Annotated in this window: 17 protein-coding genes; 12 read left to right on the forward strand and 5 right to left on the reverse strand. The window is 64.2% G+C overall.

The window, feature by feature from the left end; all coding sequences use genetic code 11:
- Positions 1-56: 56 nt before the first annotated feature.
- Together CH271_RS08740 and CH271_RS08745 are read left to right on the forward strand one after the other, a co-directional pair.
- Positions 57-488, forward strand: a complete 432-nt coding sequence (locus tag CH271_RS08740) for a hypothetical protein (RefSeq protein ID WP_143546027.1) — start codon at positions 57-59, stop codon at positions 486-488.
- Entirely contained in the window at positions 485-985 is a 501-nt protein-coding gene (locus tag CH271_RS08745; protein ID WP_179274705.1) for a flavodoxin domain-containing protein, read from the forward strand. Before CH271_RS08740 ends, CH271_RS08745 begins: the two co-directional genes overlap by 4 nt.
- Here the strand turns inward: CH271_RS08745 and CH271_RS08750 are convergent.
- Positions 960-1,418, reverse strand: coding sequence for a DUF1003 domain-containing protein (locus CH271_RS08750; protein WP_094633407.1), 459 nt, complete (start codon positions 1,416-1,418; stop codon positions 960-962). The genes CH271_RS08745 and CH271_RS08750 overlap by 26 nt on opposite strands.
- A 256-nt stretch (positions 1,419-1,674) precedes the next feature.
- Between CH271_RS08750 and adhP the strand changes: the two genes are divergently transcribed.
- The 3 genes from adhP to CH271_RS08765 all read left to right on the forward strand — a co-directional run bounded on the left by adhP (position 1,675) and on the right by CH271_RS08765 (position 4,111).
- On the forward strand, positions 1,675-2,685 hold the full coding sequence (adhP, locus tag CH271_RS08755; protein ID WP_037193942.1) for an alcohol dehydrogenase AdhP: 1,011 nt from the start codon (positions 1,675-1,677) through the stop codon (positions 2,683-2,685).
- 137 nt (positions 2,686-2,822) lie between these two features.
- A complete protein-coding gene (locus CH271_RS08760) occupies positions 2,823-3,554 on the forward strand; it encodes a GAF and ANTAR domain-containing protein (protein WP_094633408.1) in 732 nt (243 codons plus the stop codon).
- A gap of 137 nt (positions 3,555-3,691) precedes the next feature.
- On the forward strand, positions 3,692-4,111 hold the full coding sequence (locus CH271_RS08765) for a hypothetical protein (protein ID WP_094633409.1): 420 nt from the start codon (positions 3,692-3,694) through the stop codon (positions 4,109-4,111).
- A gap of 58 nt (positions 4,112-4,169) precedes the next feature.
- Here CH271_RS08765 and CH271_RS08770 read toward each other — a convergent pair whose 3' ends face one another.
- Together CH271_RS08770 and CH271_RS08775 are read right to left on the reverse strand one after the other, a co-directional pair.
- Positions 4,170-4,700, reverse strand: coding sequence for a flavodoxin domain-containing protein (locus CH271_RS08770; RefSeq protein ID WP_094633410.1), 531 nt, complete (start codon positions 4,698-4,700; stop codon positions 4,170-4,172).
- A 124-nt stretch (positions 4,701-4,824) separates the two neighbouring features.
- Positions 4,825-5,736, reverse strand: coding sequence for a universal stress protein (locus CH271_RS08775; protein WP_179274706.1), 912 nt, complete (start codon positions 5,734-5,736; stop codon positions 4,825-4,827).
- Positions 5,737-5,929: 193 nt separating this feature from the next.
- Here CH271_RS08775 and CH271_RS08780 point away from each other — a divergent pair, with 193 nt between their 5' ends.
- The 4 genes from CH271_RS08780 (at position 5,930) to CH271_RS08795 (ending at position 10,122) form a co-directional block, all read left to right on the forward strand.
- On the forward strand, positions 5,930-6,595 hold the full coding sequence (locus CH271_RS08780; RefSeq protein ID WP_037193950.1) for a response regulator: 666 nt from the start codon (positions 5,930-5,932) through the stop codon (positions 6,593-6,595).
- Entirely contained in the window at positions 6,588-8,291 is a 1,704-nt protein-coding gene (locus CH271_RS08785; RefSeq protein WP_037193952.1) for a sensor histidine kinase, read from the forward strand. The genes CH271_RS08780 and CH271_RS08785 overlap by 8 nt, the downstream gene beginning before the upstream one ends.
- A gap of 107 nt (positions 8,292-8,398) precedes the next feature.
- Positions 8,399-9,241, forward strand: a complete 843-nt coding sequence (locus CH271_RS08790; protein WP_094633412.1) for a universal stress protein — start codon at positions 8,399-8,401, stop codon at positions 9,239-9,241.
- Complete coding sequence (locus CH271_RS08795; RefSeq protein ID WP_094633413.1) at positions 9,238-10,122, forward strand: universal stress protein; 885 nt, start codon at positions 9,238-9,240, stop codon at positions 10,120-10,122. Before CH271_RS08790 ends, CH271_RS08795 begins: the two co-directional genes overlap by 4 nt.
- 11 nt (positions 10,123-10,133) lie before the next feature.
- Here CH271_RS08795 and CH271_RS08800 read toward each other — a convergent pair whose 3' ends face one another.
- Together CH271_RS08800 and CH271_RS08805 are read right to left on the reverse strand one after the other, a co-directional pair.
- Complete coding sequence (locus CH271_RS08800; protein WP_094633414.1) at positions 10,134-12,524, reverse strand: phosphoketolase family protein; 2,391 nt, start codon at positions 12,522-12,524, stop codon at positions 10,134-10,136.
- A complete protein-coding gene (locus tag CH271_RS08805) occupies positions 12,521-13,399 on the reverse strand; it encodes a universal stress protein (RefSeq protein WP_094633417.1) in 879 nt (292 codons plus the stop codon). The genes CH271_RS08800 and CH271_RS08805 overlap by 4 nt, the downstream gene beginning before the upstream one ends.
- 151 nt (positions 13,400-13,550) lie before the next feature.
- Here CH271_RS08805 and CH271_RS08810 point away from each other — a divergent pair, with 151 nt between their 5' ends.
- The 3 genes from CH271_RS08810 to CH271_RS08820 all read left to right on the forward strand — a co-directional run bounded on the left by CH271_RS08810 (position 13,551) and on the right by CH271_RS08820 (position 16,078).
- A complete protein-coding gene (locus CH271_RS08810) occupies positions 13,551-13,946 on the forward strand; it encodes a DUF6153 family protein (RefSeq protein ID WP_094633415.1) in 396 nt (131 codons plus the stop codon).
- A gap of 82 nt (positions 13,947-14,028) precedes the next feature.
- A complete protein-coding gene (locus tag CH271_RS08815; RefSeq protein ID WP_094633418.1) occupies positions 14,029-14,646 on the forward strand; it encodes a DUF305 domain-containing protein in 618 nt (205 codons plus the stop codon).
- A 109-nt stretch (positions 14,647-14,755) separates the two neighbouring features.
- Positions 14,756-16,078, forward strand: a complete 1,323-nt coding sequence (locus CH271_RS08820; RefSeq protein ID WP_094633416.1) for an NAD(P)/FAD-dependent oxidoreductase — start codon at positions 14,756-14,758, stop codon at positions 16,076-16,078.
- Positions 16,079-16,306 lie beyond the last annotated feature (228 nt).

Consider the following 16,306-nt stretch of genomic DNA (forward strand, 5'->3'; position numbering starts at 1 on the left):
GCGGCAAGTACTTTGTGCTCTAGCGCAATTGATCTCTTGCCGCACAGACTGGAACGATGACATCGACAACGCGAGTGGCAACCGAGCGCAACCGGCGATCGCCGTGGCTCGGCGCAGTCTGCGGAGGGGTATCGATCAACGCGTTCGGTGCTGCGATCGGATTGGCCTCGGGTGCAATCGATCCGAGTTCCTACGTCGAGGCGAAAGTGTCTGTGACACTGACAGCACTGTCGCTGATGTTGGTCGTCGGCGTTCCCATGGGGCTCGCTGCGGCGTCTGCCTTCGCAGGCGGCGGACGGTCGGGTCCGATGGCTCATATCGCCGGCGTGCTCCTGGTTGCCTGGATCATCGTGCACTCGGCGGTGACCGGTGAGACGAGTTGGCTGCTGGGATCGTTCGGAGTACTGGGGTTCGTCATTGCGGTCCACGGATGGCGGATGACGGTGGCGGCGGGCAAATCCGCATACCTCCTGTCGGACGAGACATGAAAATACTCGTCTCCACCGCAGGTCGACATGGAGCGACCCACAGTCTGGGCCAGGAAATGGGTCGAGTCTTCGAGCACTGTGGTGTCGACGTCGATGTGCGGGCACCGGAATCCGTGGTCCGCGTAGACGGCTACGACGCTCTGGTCATCGGGAGCGCTGTCTACTCGGATCGCTGGGTTCCAGCCGCGAAGGCTCTGGTCGACAGGGTGTCGAGGTCCGAACATCCACCTGTGTGGCTGTTCTCCTGTGGGCCGCTGCACTCGAGCGACAGGCCGGTCAACGTCACTTCCGACGCGGCACACGCAGTATCGGTAATGCATGCGACCGCACACCGAACGTTTCCCGGGAAGCTGGTGCCAGACCGACTTTCGGCGGGAGAGCGTCAGATTTTCGAGAACTCCGGAGCAGTCGCAGGAGACTTCCGCGACTGGGTACTCGTGTGCAATTGGGCCCGAGAGATACTCGCGTGGCTCAATGCAGAGAAGCGTGGTTCGTGACCTGTTTCGCCGGTGATGTCTCTGCACTCGTGCGGTGCGCCGACGGACAGACGTGCGTGTGAATCTCGGCCGCCAGCTGCGCCACCGATTCCGTCAAGACGGTATTGGCCTCGATCATGTCCTGGAGTAGGGCGGTGTTCGAAAGTGTGTGTACGGCAACCTCACTGCTCACCGAGTCCGCGCGTTTCGCCGAGATCAGCAGAATCGCTCCCTGGAGTCCCGCGATCATCGACAGGAACAGGTTGAGCAGGATGAACGGGTACGGGTCGAATCCGTCGCTCTGGTTGTAGGCGGCCCACAGCGCCATGGTGCCCAGAAACAGGAACACGAACGGCCACGAGCCCATCCCGTTTCGGACGTAGTCCGCCGCTCGCTCACCGACGGTCAGGGCATCACCGGTCCGGACACCCGGGTGTCTTCGCCACAGGTTCATCGCTCGCAGGTCTTCGATCGGGAGTGTGCAGCAGAATCCATGCTGCCGAGTGTGGTCCGGGTCGTCGACGAGCGTCAGGGGCGAAATCCCCTGCTTCTCGGGCCTTTCTGCTCCCGAGCTGCCGGTTCGGTATACGTCCCGAACCGGCGGTGACTTCCGGCCCTACATGCCGAGTGTCGCAGCGCCGACCATCGACAGTGTGCATTGCTCGATGGTCGAGAACGGCATTGGTTTCGATAGTTGGAGGAAATCCACGATGAAAGCTGCTGTTGTCACCGAGTTCGGCGGACCCCTGGTCGTCAAGGACATCCCTATCCCGACACCCGCCCCGGAGCAGGTGCTGGTGAAGATGGAGACGTGCGGAGTCTGTCACACCGATATTCATGCAGCGCAGGGGGATTGGCCGGCCAAGCCGACCCTGCCGTTCGTTCCCGGGCACGAGGGAATCGGCGTGATCGAGGCCGTGGGATCGCAGGTCGACACGAGTCGAATCGGCGAACGCGTGGCGATCGCGTGGCTCGGTTCGGCATGCGGCGAATGCGATCACTGCGTGTCCGGATGGGAGACGCTGTGCGAGACACAGCAGAACAGTGGCTACTCGATAGACGGGGCCTACGCCGAATACGCTGTGGCCCATGCGAAATACGTCGTCCGCGTTCCCGACGGCATCTCCTCGTTCGATGCAGCTCCGCTGACGTGTGCCGGCGTCACCACCTACAAGGCAGTCAAGGTCGGCGGTGTTACACCGGCTCAGCGCGTGGCCATCTTCGGCGTCGGCGGATTGGGCCACATGGCGGTGCAGTACGCCAAGATCGCGGGCGGATTCGTCACCGCAGTCGACATCGAGGAAGAGAAGCTCGAACTTGCACGTGAACTCGGTGCCGATCACACGGTCGACTCGTCGAAGGTCGACCCCGTCGAGGAGATCAAGGCGCTCGGCGGAGCCGATGTGGCCATCGTGTTGGCCGTCATCCCGAGCGTGTTCGATCAGGCCTTCCGTTCGCTTCGCCGCGGCGGTCGACTGGTGTGTGTCTCGATGCCCGCTCACGGTGTGTTCCCGGTCCCGATCTTCGAGACGGTCGTCGGCGGAATCTCCGTCCTCGGTTCGATCGTCGGTACGCGAAAGGACCTACGTGAAGTATTCGCACTGCACGAGGCCGGGCGGACCACGGTATCGGCCGTATCGCGCAAGTTGGACGAAGTGAACGAGTGCTTCGACGACCTCATGGGTGGCCGCGTCACCGCTCGCCAGGTGTTCGAGTTCTGATGTGGACCTCGTCGGTCGCAGTGGACCGATCCCGGTGTTCCTTCGTCCGTGCGACTCGGCTGTCGGTGAAGCCGTAAGGTCGGGGTGGGCAGGCGCATGCCCGAAAGGCATGTGTGCCCACAACGGAGTGAGCAGTGATGAACGCAGGGGAACACGAAGACGACCTCCGGTCGAGTCTGGTCGACCTCAGCAAACTGCCGGTGACCGATCTGTCTCTGTCCGACACCCTCTCTCACGTGGCGCAACTTGCAGTTCGGGCCGTTCCCGGCGCGGACGGTGCCGGATTGACGCTCCTGCATCCTGACCGCCCCGACACGATTGTCGCGAGCGCGGAATTCGTCCGTGCCGTCGACGACATCCAGTACGGACTCGGCCAAGGCCCCTCCATCACCGCAGCTGCCGAGGGCATCACCGTTCGATCCGGTTCACTCGAATCCGACCCTCAGTGGCCGGAATTCGGTCCGAAGGTCGGTCGAATGGGAGTGCACAGCGTGTTGTCTCTGCCGCTGATCACCGCAGGCGGTGTGCTCGGCGCGATGAATGTCTACGCGCGCCGGCCCGACGCGTTCGATGCTCGCGCTGCAGAGTTGGGCGAACTGTTCGCGGTACCGGCTGCGGTCTCGGTGCAGAACGCGCGGGCGCTGTCGAGTGCCGCCCGGCTCACCGAGCAGCTCGAGATGGCACTGAGCAATCGCTCCGTTATCGACCAGGCGATCGGGGTGCTGATCAGCCGAAGCGGATGCACCGGAGCCCAGGGGTACGACAAGCTCCGATCGTTGAGCCAGAGCGAGCACAAGAAAGTCGCAGTGGTCGCTGAGGCCATGGTGGGCGAGGCGATGAAGACGGCCCGCTCCCGTTCCCGCACGTAAGGGCGTAGCGTTCGAGCCGCGAGCGCATTCCGAGGCATCGAGTCCGACTTTTCCTCGCGCTCGCATACCCGCCCGGCAGGATGCCGCGGGTATATCGGACGAATCGAATCGGCGATCGGGCCGCACCTGGATTCTCGATGAAACTTCCGCCTCGATTGCTGGACGATCTTGCGACGCTGACCGAATCACTGGACAACTCGTCCGTCGATCTCGCGCGCTTGGCCGGGCAGTTGGCGGCCGACATCGATGTGGCCGTCTCGGATGTCGGCTCGATCACCCTGACGTCGATCGTCGACGGTGAACGGTTCGACGTGGTGATAGGGACCAGAGATCCGGTCCGCGGCGGAACCGATTCCGGGGCTTCCGAGCCGCGATCTCTTGCCGATGTGAGTGAGGTGAACCAGGCAATCGGTGTTCTTGTTGCCAGTGGCCGCACGGTTGCCGAAGCGCGTGCAGAATTACGCAGAGTCGCCGAGCGCTGGAACCGATCGACAGTCGACGAGGCCGGCCGCACCCTGCGTGACGCTCGGGGTTGGTTTCCACCCGCTCGGCCGTAGGTCCCGGAGCCGAGCACCCAGGTGGACGAGGGAGTCCGCGGTCACTCGTCTTCGGCGTTCAATTGAGCCGAGAGGCCTCATCGGCCCGGAGCACAAAAGGTGTGAGATGGGAGGCGATGACCACCGCCCACGACATGACCTCTGCTCGTGATCTGCTGTCACCATCGGAGGCACCGATCAGTCGCACGACGGCACGCTCGAACAGTGACAACCGCGAGTTCGTCAGCTTGCCACCGAACACGCGATGCTCGATCACCCAGTCGGCCTCGGTCTCTTTCGGCCGAGCTTTCGGCGGAGTGCTGTCGTCCACCGGGCCACTCGAGAAGAGCCACACAGGAATTGCCTCCAGTTCGGCCTGTTCCCTGGTGACCAGCGCGCGTGCGTCTCGTAGCCATCGGCCCATGTACACGCCACTGCCGATTATCGCGGCGTCGTACTCGGCAATGCTGTCCACGTCGCGGGCATCACGAACATCGACTGTCGTCGTGCTGTCGATGCTGGACAGTTCCCGCAGAATCGACGAGCCCAGCCACTGTCCGATTTCCCGGGTGGCGCCGTGGCGGCTTGCTGTTGCGATCAGTATGCGCATGTGGATGTCCTGTCGGTTCGGCTTCGGTTCAATTGCAGTGCAAAATGATTCATGTCCGTCAGGTGCTGCAGTCGATCCGGATCGGCGCACGCATGTCGAGGGTCGAACAGTTCTTCCGCAGTTTTCACAGGTACTCCTTCGTCGCAGGCGTTCTGTTGCGCGCGGCACTGGGCACAACGGTGACCGGACACGATGCGCGTGCCATCACCGAGCGGCTGGTCGAGCCGAGCATCATTCCGGCGAATCCTCCGCGACCGTGACTGCCCAGCACCACCAGTTGGGCGCTCTGCGCGTGGTCCAGCAGTGCGTGGACCGGTCGGTCTCTGACCGCCACCTGTCGTAGTGTCACCGTCGGATGCCGACGCGCGCAATCATCGACGGCCCTTGCCAACACGCCGTCGGCTTCGGGTCGATGGTCCGCCCAATCGAGGCCGGGAACCGACATCCCTATCGACAGATCCGAATCGGCCCACGCGTGCAGTGCGGTGAGTGGAGCGCTTCGGACTTCTGCCTCCTCGAACGCCCGCTCCACCGCGGCCATGGCGGCCGAGGTTCCATCGACGCCGACCACGACCGCCTCGAACCCCGTGTAGCCGCTCATCGGCCATGCATGTACGACCGTGACCGGGCAGTGTGCATGCGTACTCAGCGCGACGCTGACCGAACCCAACGACGTGCGTTGTGCCGCACCGAGTCCGCGTGTCCCGATGACAACCATCCGAGACGTCTCGGACATCTCGAGTAGAGCTGCAGCGGCGGGGCGGTCCGACAGAACCACGTCGACGGCGATGGTGGACACGGCCGACCCCGTCGGCCGGGCTATCGACATCGCCTCGTCCAGAATGCGGTTCGTCTCGAACCTCAGATGCGCGGATGTCCGTTCGGGTAGGGCATCGAGGCCCGTGAGAACCGTCGGGACGGCCGAGACGATCGTCAGGTCGGAGCCGTGCAGTTCGGCATCGAGCACGGCCCACCGGACAGCGTCCAGAGACGCGGCTGAACCGTCGACTCCGACGACGGTGTGGGATCTGCCCATCTGATGAGTCCCTTCGAGGTGGTGCCAGAGCTCCATCAGACGCTTCGGCTCGGCATCCGCGCGCCAGGACAACTACACCGAGATCAGGGACTTTCGGCCCCACTTTCGATGACCAAAGGTCGAGCTCTCCCGTGTGCGGGTCCGTAGTGTTGGGAAAGATGCGCCCACCGAGGACGCGGGTGAGGGGTTGGACGTGGTCACAGTGTTCTTGGTCGACGACCACGAGATCGTGCGTCGAGGTCTGATCGATCTCATCGATTCCGATCCCGATCTTTCCGTGATCGGTGAAGCCGGAAGTTGCGCACAGGCACTCGCTCGGATTCCCGCGTTGAGGCCGGACGTCGCCGTTCTCGACGTTCGACTGCCCGACGGCAACGGCATCGAGCTCTGCCGCGAATTGCTCGACCGACTGCCCGATCTCAAGACCATGATGCTGACCTCGTTCACCGAAGACCAGGCCATGCTCGACGCGATCCTCGCCGGCGCGAGCGGCTACGTCGTCAAGGACATCACCGGTATGGAGCTGACTCGCGCGATCAAGGATGTCGGCTCCGGTCGGTCGCTGTTGGACAATCGCGCAGCGGCCGCGCTGATGGACAAGCTGCGGGCGGGCACGGCCGCTCCCGGACCGATCGATCACCTCACCGGGCAGGAACGGACATTGCTCGACCTCCTGGGGGAGGGGCTGACGAATCGGCAGATCGCCGCTCGAATGTTCCTGGCGGAGAAGACCGTCAAGAACTACGTCTCCCGGCTGCTGGCCAAGCTCGGGATGGAGCGCCGCACCCAGGCAGCGGTGTACGCGTCGAGGCTGGCCGAAACGCATCCGCGAACGCAATCCGGGCCGTCGGATGGATGATCACCGCGGACCGGGTCTTCCGCAGCTCCGCCTCGGTGAACTGCTGGCCGAGGTGCAGGACCGAATCGGGCGCATCGCGGATGCACGAGTGCAGGCGGACGGTCTGCTCGATGCGATGTTCGTCATCACCTCGGGCCTCGACCTGGAGGTGACGTTGCGGTCGATCGTGGAGTCGGCCGTCAACCTCGTCGGTGCCCGGTACGGTGCACTCGGCGTGCGCGGCGAGGGTCACGAGCTGAAGGCGTTCATCCATCACGGCATGGAAGAGCAGGTGCGCGAGGCGATCGGCCCACTTCCCACCGGACGAGGTGTGCTGGGTCTGCTCATCGACCAACCCCATGTGCTCAGACTCGACGACCTGTCGTCGCATCCGGAGGCAGTAGGTTTCCCTCCCAACCATCCGCCGATGAAATCGTTCCTCGGCGTGCCCATTCGGGTGCGTGACGAGGTGTTCGGAAACCTGTACCTCACCGAGAAGAAGGACGGAGCCCAGTTCACCGAGGACGACGAGGTGGTCACCCGGGCTCTCGCCTCGGCGGCCGGAATCGCGATCGAGAACGCCCACCTGTACGAGGAGTCGCGGATCCGGCAATCGTGGATGGAAGCGATGCGGGACATCGGTACCGAACTGTTGGCCGGGAGCGACATCGACGAAGTGCTGCACATGGTGTCGAGGCGGGCACTGCATCTGACCGGGGCCGACAGTGCGTTCATCGCTGTTCCCGCCGACGCGGCTCCGAACTCGGACACGGTCTCCCGGTTGGTCATCTCGGTCGCCGAGGGGCACGACGCAGACGCTCTGGTGGGTTCGCTCATCCCGATCGAGGGATCGAGTTCCGGTGCGGCATATCGCCTTCGGACCGCTACCCGCAAGGAGGAGCTGGACTACCGACCCAACGCGCATGTGGCGAACACCTTCGGCCCGGCCCTGATCTCGCCGCTTCGGGTAGCCGACGGCGTGCGAGGCGTCCTGGTGACGCTGCGCCGAAAGGGCGGACCGGTCTTCAGCGACTCTCAACTCGATCTCATTTCCAGCTTCGCCGACCAGGCCGCACTCGTGATGGAGATGGCCGACACCACGCGGCGCATGCACGAGCTCGACGTTCTCGCGGACCGTGATCGGATCGCCCGGGACCTTCACGATCACGTCATCCAACGGATCTTCGCGGCCGGATTGTCGCTGCAGAGCACGTTGCAGAAGACCGAGCTCGACGACATTCGTCAACGTCTGACTCGCACCATCGACGACCTGCAGGACACCGTGCAGGACATTCGTACGACGATCTTCGACCTGCAGAGCTCGACACACTCGACCACGCGTCTGCGGCAGCGCGTCAACGGAGCCGTCCTCGAACTCACCGAAAGCGTTCCCATTCGCGCCGTGGTTCGCATGTTCGGGCCCCTGTCGGTCATCGACAGTACCCTCGCCGACCACGCCGTCGCCGTCATTCGTGAAGCGGTGAGCAACGTCGTCCACCATGCTCGGGCCCAGACCGTCAACGTCACCCTGGCGGTCGGGGACGATCTCCGCATCGAGGTCTCCGACGACGGAATCGGACTGGACGAGAACATCACTCGCAGTGGACTGGCGAACCTCGAGGCGCGGGCAGTCGACTGCGGCGGCACGATGACCTTCGGGTCGTCCGCGGCCGACGCAGGTGGCACCGAGCTGATCTGGTCGGTGCCGCTGCCCTGACGGCGGACGACCTAGGTCACTTGTTCCGATGACCTCGGACTGCTGTGCCAGGTGTGCCTGCGCTCGTAGCGTTCTCGTCGTAGACGCGCACCATCGAGAGGCATCTGATGAACACTTCACATTCCACCGGACCGGTCGTGGTCGGAATCGACGGATCGGAGACCGCACTCGATGCGGTTCGGTTCGCCGTGCAGGAGGCACGCGGGCGGGGCACGTCACTTCGGTTGATCCACGTGATCGACAGACACGCGGTGCCCGAAACCGTCTACGGCGCTCCGGATGTCGACGGTGACTATGCCCGCACGGCATTGAGTCGCGCAACGGATGCGGCCGCGGCGATCGATCCGTCGGTTCTCGTGGAATCGGTCGTTCTGCAGGGGCGGCCCGAATCGGTGATGTCGACCGAGGCCGGATCTGCGTCTCTGCTGGTACTGGGGACCACCACCGGCAGTGCGGTGGCCGCCTGGGTACTCGGATCGATGGTCGGCGCCGTGGTCGAAGCATCGCCCCACCCCGTGGCGATCGTCCGTCATTTCGACGCCGAACGCCGCGGCCCGGTCGTTGCAGCCCTGGGTGACGCCGACGTCTCGCAAGCCGATGTCGTGGTGGCTCAGGCATTTCACGAGGCATCGATCAGGGCGGCCAGCGTCTTGGCGGTGCACACTCAGGCTGTCTCCTCCATTCTCGCGTCCGCTCTCAGCGGCCCGGGCGACGGGCTACACCCCGAATCGGCAATGGACGTTCGGCTCGAACCCTTCGGCGCGGACTATCCCGACATTCGTGTGGCGTCGGTGTATGCCGAGGCCGACTCGGGATCGGAACTGGTGGCGGTCTCCGAGACGGCCCAGCTGATGGTGGTCGGTCACGAGCGAGACCGAGTGCCGGGACGAACACTGACCGCCGTACTGCGGCATGCCCATTGCCCCGTCCTCGTCGTCCCGCACGCATGAGTACCTCGAGGCAGTCTCCGATCGTCGTCGGTGTCGACGGTTCCGGCTCGTCGCTCGACGCAGTCGGATGGGCCGCGCATGCGGCCGAGTTGCGTGGGGTACCGGTGAAGCTGGTGTCCGCCTACCAGGTCAAGGCTCTGTACACCAGCTTCGTCGCGTTGCCGTCGCACATCGGCTCCGAGGAGCACACGGCCGCAGAGTCGATCCTCGCCTGGGCGTCGCTGGTCGCTCGACGTTCGGTGAACAACCCGGACGCGCTCGTCATCACGAGCGAATCGATTGTGGGACCGACGATTCAGGCCATGCTGGAGCAGTCCTCGAGTGCCTCGATGATGGTGGTCGGTTCTCGTGGCAACGGCGAATACTTCGCCGAACTGCTCGGCTCGGTGAGCACCGCAGTGGCCGTTCAAGCGCACTGCCCTGTGGTCATCGTGCCGGGAAGCGTGGAGCTGCACTCGTCGGGAGGCCCTGTTGTCCTCGGAATCGACGGGTCGCCGCACAACCAGAACGCTGTTCGGTTGGCCTTCGACGAAGCCTCACTCCGGGGAGCGGAACTGGTTGCAGTCCACGTGTCGACGGACGAACTGATCTCGGCGCCCGACGCGTCCGCCACCGACAGGTCCGATGCGATCCTTTCGAACGGTCGAACCGTGTTGGCAGAGAGCCTGTCCGGCTGGAGCGAACAGTACCCGGACGTCGTGGTACAGCAGAAGATATTGCGCGGCAACGTGGTCGAGAAGATCCTCGAGGTATCACCGCGGGCGCGGGCCGTCGTCGTCGGTTCGAGCGGCCGCAACGGTTTCAGCGACCGACTTCTCGGATCCACCGTCCGGTCGCTGGCCCACCGCGTCGACTGTCCGCTGATCATCGCCCGCGGGTAGTCACCTCGCGGTCACGACCACCGCCATTGTCGAATCTCGGGAAGATCCTCGAAATGTTCCCGGATGTAGGCATCGTGCCGAACGAGTTGGTCCTGGCAGTGCTGCCGCAGTCGTTCGGCACCGGCCGGCGCAGTGCCCGCTCGGTCGAGTGCTGCGAGCGCGAGGTGATAGCGACTGATCTTGTTGAGCACCACCATGTCGAACGGTGTTGTCGTGGTGCCCTGTTCGATGAATCCGCGAACATGGAACCGCTGGGCGTCGGGTCGGCCGTGCATCAGTTGGTGCACGGCGCGGGGATAGCCGTGGAACGCGAAGACCACATCGACAGAGGCGGTGAACAGATCCACGAACTGCTCGTCGGAGAATCCGTGCGGATGATCGACGACGGGAAGCAGTGCCATCAGATCGATGACGTTGACCACGCGGACCCTGAGCTCGGGAGTCCACGTGCGCAACAACTGTGCGGCAGCCAGGGTTTCCTCGGTCGGCACGTCGCCGGCACACGCCAGAACGATCTCGGGATCTTCCTCGGTATCGGTCTCCTCGGTGCCGGCCCAGTCCCAGCGGGACGCACCCGCCGCTGCATGCGCCCGTGCCTCGGGAAGCGTCAGATACTGCGGGTGACTCTGCTTGTCCACCACCAGGACGTTGACGTGACCTCGACTGCGGAAGCAATGATCGGCAACGGCGAGGAGGGTATTGGAATCCGGTGGTAGCCATACGCGCACGACGTCCGGTGCCAGAGGGATCACCGCGTCGATCAGTCCGGGACCCTGATGGCTGAATCCGTTGTGGTCGTTGCGCCAACACGTGCTGGTGAGCAGCACGTTGAGTGACGCCACCGGTGCTCGCCATGCGAGTGTGGCGGCGTGCTGAAGCCACTTGGTGTGCTGGATCAGCATCGACACACTCACCATGGCGAAGGCCTCGTAGCTCGCGAACAGGCCGTGTCGACCCGACAGCAGGTACGCCTCGAGCCAGCCCTCGCAGAGGTGCTCACTGAGCACCTCCATCACGCGGCCGTCGGGACCTAGACCGTCGTCGAACTCGGTGGTCGGCAGCTGCCAGCATCTGTCGGTGGCCTCGAACACGGCCTGCAGGCGGTTGCTCGCGGTCTCGTCGGGACAGAACAGACGAAAGTTGCCGCCACCGTGGGGCTGTGCGTTGTCGAGGTAGATATCGCGCATCATCTCCCCGAGCACGGTGGTCGTCTCGTGCGACGTGCGCCCCGGGGACTCGACCGTGAGCGCGTAGTTCTCGAGATCGCGAATAACGAGGGGCTGCAACAGAAGACCGCCGTTCGCATACGGAGTGGCACCGAGGCGTTCGGTGCCGGACGGAGCGAGTTCGCGGATGGAGTCGACCGGAGCACCGTTGTCGTCGAACAACGACCGGGGATCGTAGGAGAGGAGCCACTTCTCGAGCAGTGCAAGATGCGCTGGGTTCTCGCGGACTCCCGACAGCGGCACCTGGTGCGCCCAATGTGTGCCTTCGATGAGCTTGCCGTCCACCTCGTGCGGCCCGGTCCAGCCCTTGGGGGTGCGTAGAACGACAGCGGGCCATGCGATGTCGTGTTGCGGTTCTCCGTTGCGGGCGGCGTGCTGGATTCTCTCGATCGCGTCGTGCGCTCGGGTGAGGGCGCTTTCGAGGGCCGGGAACACTTCTCGTGGGTCGTCGCCTTCGACGAACAGTGGTGCCCACCCCTGGCCGCTCAGGTAGTCCGCGATCGATTGGTCGGTACTGCGTCCGAGAACCGTTGGTCCGGAGATCTTTCCGTCGTTCAGATGCAGGATGGGCAACACGGCACCATCGCGAATCGGGTTGAGAAAGGCCGGAATCTTCCAGGAACCGGACAGCGGCCCGGTCTCGGCTTCACCGTCCCCGACGACGCAGGCGACGATCAGATCGGGATTGTCGAACGCGGCACCGGCGGCGTGGACGAGGGCGTAACCCAGCTCGCCGCCCTCGTGGATGCTGCCCGGAGTCTGGACGCTGACGTGGCTCGGAATGCCTCCAGGAGTGGAGAATTGCCGACACAGACGTCGGACGCCCTCGTCGTCGAGCGAAATTTTCGGGTAGATCTCGCTGTAGGTTCCCTCGAGGTAGGTGTTGGCCACCAATGCCGGACCGCCGTGGCCCGGACCGGTGACGTACAGCCAGTCCGAATGGGTTCGACGAATCATGCGATTGAGGAGGGTGTAGATCATCGACAGTCCGGGACTCGTGCCCCAGTGCCCGAGCAGTCTCGGCTTGATGTGCTCGGATTCCAGGGGTCGACGCAGCAACACGTTGTCCTGCAGATAGATCTGCGCCACCGTGAGGTAGTTCGCCGCAGCCCAGTAGCGCAGGTCTGCGTCGAGGTCATCGGAGCTGTAACCGGTTTCGGTGGTGGGCGCGGTCATCGGTTCGTGGGGACGACGACGACGGGAACATCCACCGAATGCAACACCGCACGCGAGGTGGAACCGAGAAGCATCGATGTGAATCCACCCCGGCCGCGGCTTCCCACCACGATCAACTGCGCCGACTCGGATGCACGGACCAGCTCACGAACCGGCCTGTCCTGAACCACCACACGGTGGACGGTGACGTCCGGGTAGTCCTCCGACCAGCCGGCAAGGCTCTCCGCCAACGACGTCTTCTCGGCGAGTTCGGAATCGACCCACGGACCTTCGTCGTCGCGCGTCAACACACTGCCGAGCTCGAGGTCGCTCCAGGCGTGCACGGCGACGAGGTCGACGCCTCGAAGTGACGCTTCCTTCAGTGCGAATCCGATGGCAGGTTGGCTGTTGGCGGTGCAATCCACCCCGACGACGACCGGACCGTCGCTGACGGCATTCGATTTGATCACTGCAACAGGGCATTTCGCATGCGTGACAACTGCGGTACTGACCGACCCGATCAACCCGCCGGTGAACTCGCCGAGACCCCTCGACCCGACGACGATCATGGCGGGCGCGACGTCGAAGTGCGTCAGGTTCCGTGCAGCAGAGCCGTGTTCGAGGCGGGTGTCGAGAATCAGTGAATTGCCTGCTGCGGCCTTGTGCGCAACATCGACCGCGGTGGTCAGCACACGCTTGGCCTCGACATCCGGGTCGGAGAACGCACCGATCCGAAGGCTGATGGCATCCCCGTAGGTTCCCGGCGCGAACAGAGACGACGTGACCAACTCGAGCGGAGCGTGGCGTCGAACAGCCTCGCGTGTTGCCCAGCGGACCGCGTCGAGAGATGTTGCAGATCCGTCCACTCCGACGACTACCCGGCTCGATGCATTCATGACGAATTCCCGTCCATTGCCCCACGTGTGCAGATACATGACGAGCATGGCCCGGATGGGACCGTCGCCGACAGAGGCGGAAGTCCTTCGGTGCGGGGCGGAAGTCCCCGCTGACTACCCCTAGGGGGTATGTCTTGCTATCGTCGACGACATGCATTCAGTGATCCGACGCAGTCGCCCGGGCATTGCCTCGGCGACCGGATTGCTGATCGCACTGACCGTCTTCGGGGTGCTGCTGATGCACTCGGCGACACCGAGCACGTCGATGAGCAGCGAACACTCGGCCATGGCGTCGGCGGCCCACCACGATGATCCGGTACAGGTGGCGGCCGGTGACCACGACGGCCCGTCGGCACATCAGATGATGCATCCGTGCGCGGGAGCAACGGTGTCGTGGGCTGCACTGTCGGTCCCATCGGCGAGCGTCGGTTGCGTCCACTCGCCGATGTCGGAGGACGGTATCGGAGGGCGCACCGACTCCGTCTCGGAGCGTGCGCCGCCGTGGACCCTCTGGGAGCTGGACAGATCGGTGACCTTGCGAGTGTGACAGGGAGCCCGGTGGATGCACGACCACCGGCGGATCGGCATACCAAGATCCCTGTATTTCGCACTTGTTCAAGGAGATTCACATGCGTACAACACTCGTCGCGTCGCTGGCTGCCGCCACCGTGAGCGTATTCCTCGTCGCCGGCTGCAGCAGCGACACTTCCGACATGCCGATGGACGGCCATTCGATGAGCGCGTCGAATTCGTCGTCGGTGCCATCTACCCAGGCCGACGCATCCGCTCAGTTCGATGATGCGGACGTGATGTTCGCTCGGATGATGTACCCACATCATGCACAGGCAATCGAGATGGCGGCAATGGTCGTGGGCCGCACCGACAATCCGGACGTTATGGCATTGGCGTCGGCGATCGAAGCCGCGCAGCAACCGGAAATGGAGCGGATGACCGCCTGGCTCGCCGAATGGGGTCAGCCCGCACCCTCGTCCGACATGGGCGAGATGGACCACGGCTCGGGCACAGGCATGATGACCCAACAGGACATGGACGCGTTGACTGCGGCCACCGGTCCCGAGTTCGACCGCCGATGGTTGACGATGATGATCGAGCACCACGAAGGCGCGATCGAGATGGCGAACATCGAGATCGCCGACGGCTCGAACCCCGACGCGCAGGAGATGGCTCGCACCATCGTGGCCACGCAGCAACAGGAAATCGACACCATGCGGGCGTTGCTCGGCTGATCTGCATCGACGTCGAGTGCCGTACCCCCTGACCGGGGGTGCGGCACTCGAGTAGGCTCGAATATCGGAGAATCCATCTCCGCAGTTCGGTCCGAGGGAGAGCGTTCACATGGCACGTCCACGGGTTTTGGTCCTCGGCGGCGGATTCGGCGGACTTCATGCGGCCCGACGTCTGCGCAACGAGGACGTCGATGTGACCGTGCTCGAACGAGGCACCTCTCACGTCTTCCAGCCACTGCTCTATCAGTGCGCCACCGGTCTGGTGTCCGAGGGCTCGATCGCCAGTCCACTGCGACACCTGCTGCGCAAGCAGAAGAACGTGCACGTGGCATTGGGTGAAGCGACCTCGGTGACCGCAGTGGGCGACGGCTCGGCCGGCGACGGCGGAGTGGTGACCGCGAGTCGGTTCGACGGCTCGACGTTCGAGCTGCCCTACGACTATCTCGTCGTTGCCGTCGGAATGCAGCAGGCCTATCACGGCCACGACGAATACGTGCAGTGGGCACCGGGGATGAAGACCCTCGACGATGCCCTCGCGATCAGGCGAAAGCTGATCTCCGCCTTCGAGATGGCCGAATCCCTGCCCACCGCCGACGAACGTCGACCCTGGCTCACGTTCGCCGTGGCGGGAGGAGGTCCGACCGGAGTCGAATTGGCCGGTCAGATAAGGGAACTCGCCTCCCGCGCGCTGGCGAAGGAGTTCGACTCGATCCACCCGTCGGAAGCGCGGGTGCTGCTCTTCCACGGCGGTGACCGCGTCCTCGAATCGTTCCCCGACTCGTTGACGAAGAAGGCGCAGCGCACCCTCGACACCGTGGGTGTGGAGACGCATCTCGGGGTGCACGTCACCGATGTCACGGCCACCGACGTCGAAGTGACGGCCAAGGCCGAGCCGAAGACGGTCACTCGCTACGACACTCACACGGTGCTGTGGACCGCAGGCGTCGAAGCCGTTCCGTTCGTGAAGCAACTCGCCGACGCGATGGGCGTCGAACAGGACCGATCCGGGCGCATTGCCGTGCAACCGGATCTGTCGATCCCGGGACACCGCAACGTCTTCGTCGTCGGAGACATCATGTCGCTGAACAAGCTTGCGGGCGTCGCCGAAGTGGCGATGCAGGGCGGCCGAGCAGCGGGCGCGGCAATCGCAGCAGACCTGTCCGGTTCTGCGCGAAAGGATTTCGAGTACCGAGACCTCGGGACCGCGGCCTACATCGCCCGAGGTCATGCACTGGTGCAGGCCGGGCCGCTACGCATGTCCGGATTCCTCGGCTGGGTGTCGTGGGGCGTCATCCACATCGCGTTCCTGGCCGGCAACCGCAACCGCATCGGGACGCTCATCAACTGGGCCGCAACCTTGGCCACCGGCACCCGACGCGAACGGGCCATCACGTACGGCGACCCGGAAACGGCGCGTAAGCCGTACAACTGACGTGAGCGTCCACTATTTTCACCCTCACACGGAATCCGGGCTGTTGCGATTTGAGCCTTGTTGATTTTGCTGCGTGTTGTGCTGTAGCGGGTGGTGGTGGGCTGGGAGAATGTGCTGGTGGCCAAAGGTTATCGCCCGGTGGATCGGGATCAGCAGTTCTTGTTGCCGGTGGATATGCGTGAGTGGTTACCGGTGTCGGATCCGGTGTTCACCGTCATCGATGTGGTC

It is taken from the genome of Rhodococcus sp. 05-340-2, assembly GCF_002258915.1.
In the GTDB taxonomy this organism is placed as follows: Bacteria; Actinomycetota; Actinomycetes; order Mycobacteriales; family Mycobacteriaceae; genus Rhodococcoides.

What these genes read in the sequence shown, in the direction of transcription:
- CH271_RS08800 (WP_094633414.1), bottom strand. Translation starts at nt 12,524, where the DNA reads ATGACCGCGCCCACCACCGAAACCGGTTACAGCTCCGATGACCTCGAC.
- CH271_RS08760 (WP_094633408.1), top strand. Translation starts at nt 2,823, where the DNA reads ATGAACGCAGGGGAACACGAAGACGACCTCCGGTCGAGTCTGGTCGAC.
- CH271_RS08795 (WP_094633413.1), top strand. Translation starts at nt 9,238, where the DNA reads ATGAGTACCTCGAGGCAGTCTCCGATCGTCGTCGGTGTCGACGGTTCC.
- adhP (WP_037193942.1), top strand. Translation starts at nt 1,675, where the DNA reads ATGAAAGCTGCTGTTGTCACCGAGTTCGGCGGACCCCTGGTCGTCAAG.
- CH271_RS08775 (WP_179274706.1), bottom strand. Translation starts at nt 5,736, where the DNA reads ATGGGCAGATCCCACACCGTCGTCGGAGTCGACGGTTCAGCCGCGTCT.
- CH271_RS08750 (WP_094633407.1), bottom strand. Translation starts at nt 1,418, where the DNA reads ATGAACCTGTGGCGAAGACACCCGGGTGTCCGGACCGGTGATGCCCTG.
- CH271_RS08740 (WP_143546027.1), top strand. Translation starts at nt 57, where the DNA reads ATGACATCGACAACGCGAGTGGCAACCGAGCGCAACCGGCGATCGCCG.
- CH271_RS08805 (WP_094633417.1), bottom strand. Translation starts at nt 13,399, where the DNA reads ATGAATGCATCGAGCCGGGTAGTCGTCGGAGTGGACGGATCTGCAACA.
- CH271_RS08815 (WP_094633418.1), top strand. Translation starts at nt 14,029, where the DNA reads ATGCGTACAACACTCGTCGCGTCGCTGGCTGCCGCCACCGTGAGCGTA.
- CH271_RS08745 (WP_179274705.1), top strand. Translation starts at nt 485, where the DNA reads ATGAAAATACTCGTCTCCACCGCAGGTCGACATGGAGCGACCCACAGT.
- CH271_RS08765 (WP_094633409.1), top strand. Translation starts at nt 3,692, where the DNA reads ATGAAACTTCCGCCTCGATTGCTGGACGATCTTGCGACGCTGACCGAA.
- CH271_RS08785 (WP_037193952.1), top strand. Translation starts at nt 6,588, where the DNA reads ATGGATGATCACCGCGGACCGGGTCTTCCGCAGCTCCGCCTCGGTGAA.
- CH271_RS08790 (WP_094633412.1), top strand. Translation starts at nt 8,399, where the DNA reads ATGAACACTTCACATTCCACCGGACCGGTCGTGGTCGGAATCGACGGA.
- CH271_RS08820 (WP_094633416.1), top strand. Translation starts at nt 14,756, where the DNA reads ATGGCACGTCCACGGGTTTTGGTCCTCGGCGGCGGATTCGGCGGACTT.
- CH271_RS08770 (WP_094633410.1), bottom strand. Translation starts at nt 4,700, where the DNA reads ATGCGCATACTGATCGCAACAGCAAGCCGCCACGGCGCCACCCGGGAA.
- CH271_RS08810 (WP_094633415.1), top strand. Translation starts at nt 13,551, where the DNA reads ATGCATTCAGTGATCCGACGCAGTCGCCCGGGCATTGCCTCGGCGACC.